Raw genomic sequence first — 1,488 nt, 5'->3', positions numbered from 1 at the left:
CCAACCCTGCTGACTCCACCCCTGCGGCTGACCTGACTCTAAAGGGGGCTTTGACGGCTGAAGAATTGGTGGTGCCCCAATCCCCCTTGCAGGTGCGCATCGAGCGAAGGGAGGGCTTGTCTTTGGAAGAAGCTCTGGAGATCGCCGTTGCCCAGAACCCGGCTGTGCAGCAGGCCAGACTGACTGTCGAGCGGGCCGAGGCCGGGGTAGCTCTAGCTCAAGCTGCCTTTGCTCCCACCCTCTCCAGCCGTGCCAACTACCAGTACAGTGAGGCTCCCTCTCCTGGTGGTGGGCCAAGGCGCGAATCCCACACCCTCTCGGCCAGTGTGGTGCGGGTGGAGTATACCGCCTTTGACAGTGGCCTTAGGGAGCAAAACCTGAAGCTGGCCCAAGAAGCGCTGCGCATCGCCCAACTGCAGCTGGAGCAAACGCTGCAGACGGTCAAACAAGCTGTGGCCAATGCCTACTACGATCTGCAAAGCGCAGATGCCAGGGTTGCCATCAGCCAAGCTGCCGTCGAAAGTTCCGAAGCCACCCTGCGGGATGCTCAAGCCCGAGAACGGGCCGGGCTGGGTACCCGCTTTGAGATTCTCCAGGCAGAGACGGAATTGGCCAACAATCGACAAACCTTGCTGGCGGCTCAAAACACCCAACAACTGAATCGCCGCCGCCTGGCCGAACTGCTGAATTTCCCCAGCCCCACCGACGTGTTGGCCAGCGACCGCATTGAGCCGATGGGGGAGTGGGATCTCAGCCTGGAAGAGACCATCATTGCTGCCTTTGCCCAACGACAGGAATTGGAGCGCCGACGCCGAGAATTGGAGCAGGCCCAAAGCCGTGTGCGCCTAGCACAGGCCCGCAATGGCCCCCGAATTGGCTTATTCGCCAGCCTCGATGCCGTTAACGATTTCAACGCCAGCCGCGATAGCTTTGATGTTGGCTATTCGGTCGGAGCCAATTTCAGCTTGACTTGGTTCGATGGGGGAGAAGCGGCTGCCCAAGCCCGCCAAGCTCAGATCGACGGGCAGGTGGCCGTGAGCGATTTCGTCGGCACCCGCAACGAAATCCAGCGGGGGGTGGAAGAAGCCTTTCTGACCCTCAGCTCCAGCCGTGAACAGATCGACTCGGCCAAAGTGGCAATTGCCTCGGCAGAAGAGAGCCTGCGCTTGGCCCGGCTGCGTTTGCAAGCAGGGGTGGGCACCCAAACCGAGGTGATCAATGCTGAAGCTGCTCTCACCACTGCCCGTGGCAACCTTTCCAATGCTGTAATCGCCTACAATCGCGCCTTGGTGCAACTGAAACGGGCCATTGGCAGCCTTTGACCTGAGCCTTTCTCCCTCACTCCCAGCCCTTCTTCCAAAAGGAGAGGGGTGCTATGGATACCGCGACGAAACAGTTCTATTCCAACTTGAGCTGTTGTGACATACTCCCACACTCATGCTGACGCAAAGCGCTCCGCGCCGCCAAAGCGAGAGAGTGCGGGCTTCA

Annotated in this window: 1 protein-coding gene; it reads left to right on the top strand. The window is 60.0% G+C overall.

The annotated features are described in order from the left end of the window. On the top strand, positions 1–1,322 hold a 1,322-nt coding region (locus NW839_RS10870; RefSeq protein WP_414380640.1), incomplete at its 5' end, for a TolC family protein. Positions 1,323–1,488: the final 166 nt, after the last annotated feature.

It is taken from the genome of Synechococcus sp. R5-15, from assembly GCF_047462035.1.
Lineage (GTDB): Bacteria > Cyanobacteriota > Cyanobacteriia > Thermostichales > Thermostichaceae > Thermostichus.
The sequence above is the reverse complement of the archived record's forward strand: the minus strand, read 5'-3'. Positions and strand labels throughout refer to the sequence as shown.